Raw genomic sequence first — 6,016 nt, 5'->3', positions numbered from 1 at the left:
CCCGTCCGGTATCCGGTGCGGTGCGAGGCGCGATCGGAGAGCGCCCCGATGAGCGGATAGGCCAACACGTCGATCACCTTGGGCACCAGCACCAGCACCGTCGCCACCGCGGCGGCGACCCCGATCGAGTCGGTGAGGTAGTAGGCCAGTACCAGCCCCGGCAGTGTGCTGAACGCGCCCGTGCCCACGCTGCCGGCGGCGTACGAGGCGAGCATCCGGCCCGAGGGACGCCCGGCGGACCGGCCGTCGTCACGCGCGGCCTCGCCGTGCGCCCGTGTGGTGGTCATGGACAGACTCTAGGGCGAGCCCGGCCGCTCCCGCCGTCGAAAAGAGCGTTCCGCGCACCTGGCTCTCACGAAACGTGTGCGGAACGGCCTTCGCGATGGGGAATGAGGAGTGTGCCGGGACCCGCCTCAGCCGCGCCAGTCGAAGGTGTCCGGGTCCGGCCCCGAGCGAGTGTCGTTGTGCAGGGACGATATCGAGGCCATCTGCTCCTCGTTCAGCCCGAAGTCGAACACGTCGAGATTCTGGCGCATCCGCTCCGGACTCGAGGACTTGGGAAAGACGATGTCCCCGCGCTGGAGCACCCACCGCAGCACCACCTGCGAGACCGAGCGGTCGACCTGCTCCGCCAGCGCGGTGAGCTGCGGGTCGCCGAAGACCGCGCCCTGTGCGAGCGGGCTCCACGCCTCCACCGCGATCCCGTGGTCCGCGCACGCCGCGCGGACCTCGTCGTTGACGAAGTAGGGGTTCGACTCGATCTGGTTGACCGTGGGGGTGCTGAGGCCCGCCTCGGACAGTCGCGCGAGGTTGGCCGGGGTGAAGTTGGAGACGCCGATCGAGTCCACCGGGTAGTCGGTGCGGATGCCCTCCATGGCCTCCCAGACGCGGGCGACATCGTCGTGCATCGCGAGCGGCCAGTGCACCAGGAACAGGTCGATACGGCCGCCGAGAGCCTCGACCGATCGTTCGGCGGAGTCGCGGGCGGCGGCGGGCTCGTGGAAGGAGTTGTTGAGCTTGGTGGTGAGCCACAGCTCGTCACGCGGGATCCCCGAGGCCGCGATCGCGCGACCCACCCCGTCCTCGTTGCCGTACATCTGGGCCGTGTCCAGGTGCCGGTACCCGGCCTCGAGGGCGTCCGAGACGACCTTCTCGGTGTCGGCGGGGGGAACCTGGTAGGTACCGAAGCCGAGCTGGGGGATCGCACGGCCGTCGCCCAGGTCGATCAGCGGGATCTGCGGTGTCGAATCGGTCATGCGCCCCACCGTACGCCCGTCCCGGGATCACTCGCGACCGGTACGCAGCGAGGCCTCCACCAGGTCGAGCATCGCGCTCACGTGGGCCGTGCCGCGCCCTGTCGCGAGGTGGGTGATGAGTCCGTCGAGCACGATGTCGAGGTAGACGCGCAGCACGTCATCGGGGACGTCCGTCCGCATCCTCCCGGAGTCCTTCTGCTCCCGCAGGCGGGCGAGAATGGCCTCGTCGAGCTCCGCCTGCCGGTCGGTCCACCGCTCCCGGAAGGCCGGATCGGTGCGGATCCGTCGCGCGATCTCCAGTCGGGTCCCGAGCCACGAGAACTCGTGGGGGTCGGCCAGGATCTCCCGCATCACCTGGACCAGACCCTGCTCGGCCACCGTGGCCGCCATCGCCGCGGCGTCGTCGTGCGCCAACGCGAGGAACAGGGCGTCCTTGTCGTCGAAGTGGTGGAAGATCGCACCGCGGCTGAGACCGGTCGTCTCCTCCAGACGTCGGACCGTGGCGCCCTCGAACCCGAACTCGGCAAAGCACTCGCGCGCCCCCGACAGGATCTCCCGACGCCGGGCGTCCATGTGGTCCTGACTGACCCTGGGCATCTCACAACCTTCCTACGGATACACCACGGCGGTACGCGGTTCTCCCTGTCTCACCAGGAGTTACCGCGCACCGCCGTCGGGGTGGAGGTGATCAGCCCTTGATCATGTTGCGCAGCACGTACTGCAGGATGCCGCCGTTGCGGTAGTACTCCGCCTCGCCGGGGGTGTCGATGCGCACCTTGGCGTCGAACTCGACCTTAGAGCCGTCCTCCTTGGTCGCGACGACCTTGACCGTCTTGGGCGTGGTGCCGTTGTTCAGCTCCTCGATCCCGGTGATGTCGAACGTCTCCGTGCCGTCCAGGCCGAGGGTCTCGTGCGACTCTCCCTCGGGGAACTGCAGCGGCATGACACCCATGCCGATGAGGTTCGAGCGGTGGATGCGCTCGAACGACTCGGTGATGACGGCCTTGACGCCGAGCAGGCTGGTGCCCTTGGCCGCCCAGTCGCGCGAGGACCCGGTGCCGTACTCCTTGCCACCGAGCACCACGAGCGGCGTGCCCTGCGCGGCATAGTTCTGCGCGGCGTCGTAGATGAACGCCTGCGGGGCGCCCTCCTGCGTGAAGTCGCGCGTGTAGCCGCCGGTCACACCGTCCAGCAGCTGGTTCTGGAGACGGATGTTGGCGAACGTGCCCCGGATCATGACCTCGTGGTTGCCGCGGCGCGACCCGAACGAGTTGTAGTCCTGACGGGACACACCGTTCTCGTCGAGGTACTGCGCGGCAGGGGTACCCGGCTTGATCGTCGACGCCGGGGAGATGTGGTCGGTGGTGACCGAGTCACCGAGCTTGGCCAGGACGCGGGCGCCCTTGACGTCCTCGACCGGGGTCAGCTCCATCTGCATCCCCTCGAAGTACGGGGGCTTACGGACGTAGGTCGACTTGGCGTCCCACTCGAACGTCTTGCCGTCCGGGGTGCTGAGCCCACGCCAGCGGTCGTCACCGGCGAAGACGTCGGCGTACTTGGACGTGTACTCCTTGGAGGAGATGGAGGCCTTGATGGTCTCCTCGATCTCCTCGGTGGAGGGCCAGATGTCCTTGAGGTAGACGTCGTTGCCGTCGGTGTCCTTGCCCAGGGAGTCGGACTCGAAGTCGAAGTCCATGGTCCCGGCGATGGAGTACGCGATGACCAGCGGCGGCGACGCCAGGTAGTTCATCTTGACGTCCTGGTTGATCCGGCCCTCGAAGTTGCGGTTGCCGGACAGCACCGCGGTGGCGGTCAGGTCGTGCTCCTGGATCGCGTTGGAGATCTCCTCCGGGAGCGGACCGGAGTTGCCGATGCAGGTGGTGCAGCCGTAGCCCACGAGGTAGAAGCCGAGGGCCTCCAGGTCCGGCCAGAGTCCGGCGCGCTCGTAGTACTCGGTGACGACCTGCGACCCCGGTGCCATCGAGGTCTTGACCCACGGCTTGGCCTTGAGGCCCTTCTCGTGCGCCTTGCGGGCGAGGAGCCCGGCGCCGATCATCACCGACGGGTTGGACGTGTTGGTGCAGGAGGTGATCGAGGCGATGGAGACGATGCCGTGGTCCAGGACCATCTCGGTGCCGTCGACGGACACCTCGACGGGCTTGGAGGGACGACCCTCGGAGCCGGCGGAGGCGTCGGCCCGGACCGAGCCCTCCTCGGCGTGCGAGAGGGTCGCGGTACCGGCGTTGTCGGACGGCGCACCGCCCTCGGCCTGCATCCGGCCCTTCTCGGTGTCACCGAGGGGGTCGACGCCGGCGTCCACGTAGTTGTGGATGTCCTTGCGGAACGCGCTCTTGGAGTCGGCCAGCTCGATGCGGTCCTGCGGACGCTTGGGCCCGGCGATCGACGGGACGACCTCGCCCAGGTCGAGCTCGAGGTACTCGGAGAAGACGGGCTCCTCCGCGTCGGCGTGGAGCCACATACCCTGCTCCTTGGCGTATGCCTCGACCAGGGCGAGCTGCTCCTCGTCGCGACCCGTCAGGCGCAGGTAGTCGATGGTCTCGCCGTCGATCGGGAACATGGCGCAGGTGGAGCCGAACTCCGGGCTCATGTTGCCGATCGTGGCGCGGTTGGCCAGGGGCACCGCCGCGACACCGGCACCGTAGAACTCCACGAACTTGCCCACGACGCCGTGCTTGCGCAGCATCTCGGTGATCGTCAGGACGACGTCCGTGGCGGTGACGCCCGGCTTGATCGACCCGGTGAGCTTGAAGCCCACGACGCGGGGGATGAGCATGGAGATGGGCTGGCCGAGCATGGCGGCCTCGGCCTCGATACCGCCGACGCCCCACCCCAGGACGCCGAGACCGTTCTCCATGGTGGTATGCGAGTCGGTGCCCACGCAGGTGTCGGGGTAGGCCTGTCCGTTCCGGACCATCACGGAGCGCGCCAGGTACTCGATGTTGACCTGGTGAACGATGCCGGTACCCGGGGGGACGACCTTGAAGTCGTCGAACGCACCCTGGCCCCAGCGGAGGAACTGGTACCGCTCCTCGTTGCGCTGGTACTCGATCTCGACGTTCTTGTCGAAGGAGTCGCGACCACCGAAGGACTCGATGATCACGGAGTGGTCGATGACCATCTCGGCCGGCGCGAGGGGGTTGACCTTGTCCGGGTCGCCACCGAGGGTCTTGACGGCCTCACGCATGGTGGCGAGGTCGACGATGCAGGGGACACCGGTGAAGTCCTGCATGATCACGCGGGCGGGCGTGAACTGGATCTCGGTGTCGGGCTCGGCGGAGGGGTCCCAGCCGGCCAGGGCCTCGATGTGCGCCTTGGTGACGTTCTTGCCGTCCTCCGTGCGCAGCAGGTTCTCGGTGAGGACCTTGAGGGAATAGGGGAGCTTCGCGGCTCCCTCGACCGCCGAGAGGCGGTAGATCTCATAGGCTTGGCCGCCGACCTCTAGGGTCCCCTTGGCGCCAAAGCTGTCAATGCTTGCTGTCACGTCAGCTCCACTCGTGGTGTGAATGTCGATTCGTCATCCCTCCCGGTGTCGCCGCGTGTCTCGGGCGGCAACGCCGGGGGCGGACACAGGACCCATTGTGGACCCTCGCGCCCGGTTGCGGTCACCAATTTACCAGTACGCTCGTTCTGTATAGGTTCCGGCACGCCCGAAGGTGGGGGGCGCGGAGCGGGTATCGCGCCGTCCGGCGCGTGTATTCGGTTCGACGACGACGAGATGGCACCATGTCGGCCGTGGACAACTCCGACGATTCCGTGACCACGCTCGCCTACGAGGCCGAGCCGGTGATGTCCTTGCAGGAGGGCGAGGTCCCGCAGTGGCTCGACTTCGAGGCCGTGTCCCGGGACCTGGCCGACGACGGGGTCTCCGCCCCGGAGCCGTTCGTCGAGGGACTGCGGACCGTCGTCACCGAGGCGGGGGACCGCGGGCTCGATCTCAAGGTGGTCTACACCGAGGCCCCGGCCGCCGTCTACACGGACGCCCGCGACCTCGCCGCCCTGCTGAACGAGGAGTACGAGGGGACGATCCTGGTCCGGACCCCGGTCTTCGTCGGCAGTTCCAGCGACACCATCCCCCGCCACAAGCTCGAGGCCGGCCAGGACGACGCCTGGGAGGAGTTCGACCCGGTGGCCTCCGCCTCTGTCTTCGCGCACAAGGTCACCGCCCCCGCCCCGCCCTGGGGCGCGTTCTCGGCGGTCGTGCTCGTGCTGGCGATCGTCGTGGCGGTCGCCTTCGTCGTCGCCCTCCGGCGGCGCCTGCGCTGACGCCCTCCAGCGGCGCCCGCGCTGACGATCTCCGTCAGCGTCTGCGCTGACGGACGCTCTTCTCCCCATCGCCCGACACGTCGGGTTTTCTCGCGTTATTAGAGTTACAGCAGTGTATTTTGCCGTCCAATGTTCCGGACGGGACTTCTGTGACCTACGGTGCTAGAGGAACCATCGGTTCTGCCGAGTTGGTATGAGGCTCTAGTGGCGCAGGGGAAGGCATCACCCGAACCTCACCCTCCTCGGCGACGCGTCCCGCCGTGCGGGTCGCGCGGTCAGCCGCATCCTCGTGCGGTTATCGGAAGGTGAAACGTGAAGCCTGACCATTCTTCAAGCCGCGCTCCGGGAGCGCGGAGACGTCGGGGCCCGGTCCGGACGCCCGGACGCGCCCTCCTCGCGGCGGCGCTCGTCCTGGGCACCGCGTCGGGCGTGATCCACGCACCGGTGGTCGCGGCCCAGGAGGTCCCGGCGACCTC

The 6,016-nt window shown here is 68.2% G+C and carries 5 protein-coding genes; 1 reads left to right on the top strand and 4 read right to left on the bottom strand.

Features of this window, described 5'->3' with window-relative positions; all coding sequences use genetic code 11:
- The 4 genes from G6020_RS00715 to acnA all read right to left on the bottom strand — a co-directional run.
- Window positions 1–287 (bottom strand): MFS transporter (locus tag G6020_RS00715; protein WP_182609321.1); only part of this gene is annotated, 287 nt, incomplete at its 3' end.
- A 126-nt stretch (window positions 288–413) separates the two neighbouring features.
- Window positions 414–1,256 carry an aldo/keto reductase gene (locus G6020_RS00710; protein WP_182609320.1) on the bottom strand — a complete coding sequence of 281 codons (843 nt, stop codon included), beginning with the start codon at window positions 1,254–1,256 and terminating at the stop codon, window positions 414–416.
- A gap of 27 nt (window positions 1,257–1,283) precedes the next feature.
- Window positions 1,284–1,853 (bottom strand): TetR/AcrR family transcriptional regulator, encoded by a 570-nt coding sequence (locus tag G6020_RS00705; protein WP_179525301.1) that lies wholly within the window; start codon window positions 1,851–1,853, stop codon window positions 1,284–1,286.
- A gap of 91 nt (window positions 1,854–1,944) precedes the next feature.
- Window positions 1,945–4,758, bottom strand: coding sequence for an aconitate hydratase AcnA (gene acnA / locus G6020_RS00700; protein WP_182609319.1), 2,814 nt, complete (start codon window positions 4,756–4,758; stop codon window positions 1,945–1,947).
- Window positions 4,759–5,009: 251 nt separating this feature from the next.
- Here acnA and G6020_RS00695 point away from each other — a divergent pair, with 251 nt between their 5' ends.
- A complete protein-coding gene (locus G6020_RS00695) occupies window positions 5,010–5,540 on the top strand; it encodes a DUF6676 family protein (RefSeq protein ID WP_179525299.1) in 531 nt (176 codons plus the stop codon).
- Window positions 5,541–6,016: the final 476 nt, after the last annotated feature.

Source organism: Dietzia sp. B19 (assembly GCF_014145155.1).
Classification (GTDB): Bacteria; Actinomycetota; Actinomycetes; order Mycobacteriales; family Mycobacteriaceae; genus Dietzia; species Dietzia natronolimnaea.
This window is presented reverse-complemented; position numbering and strand designations above follow the sequence as displayed.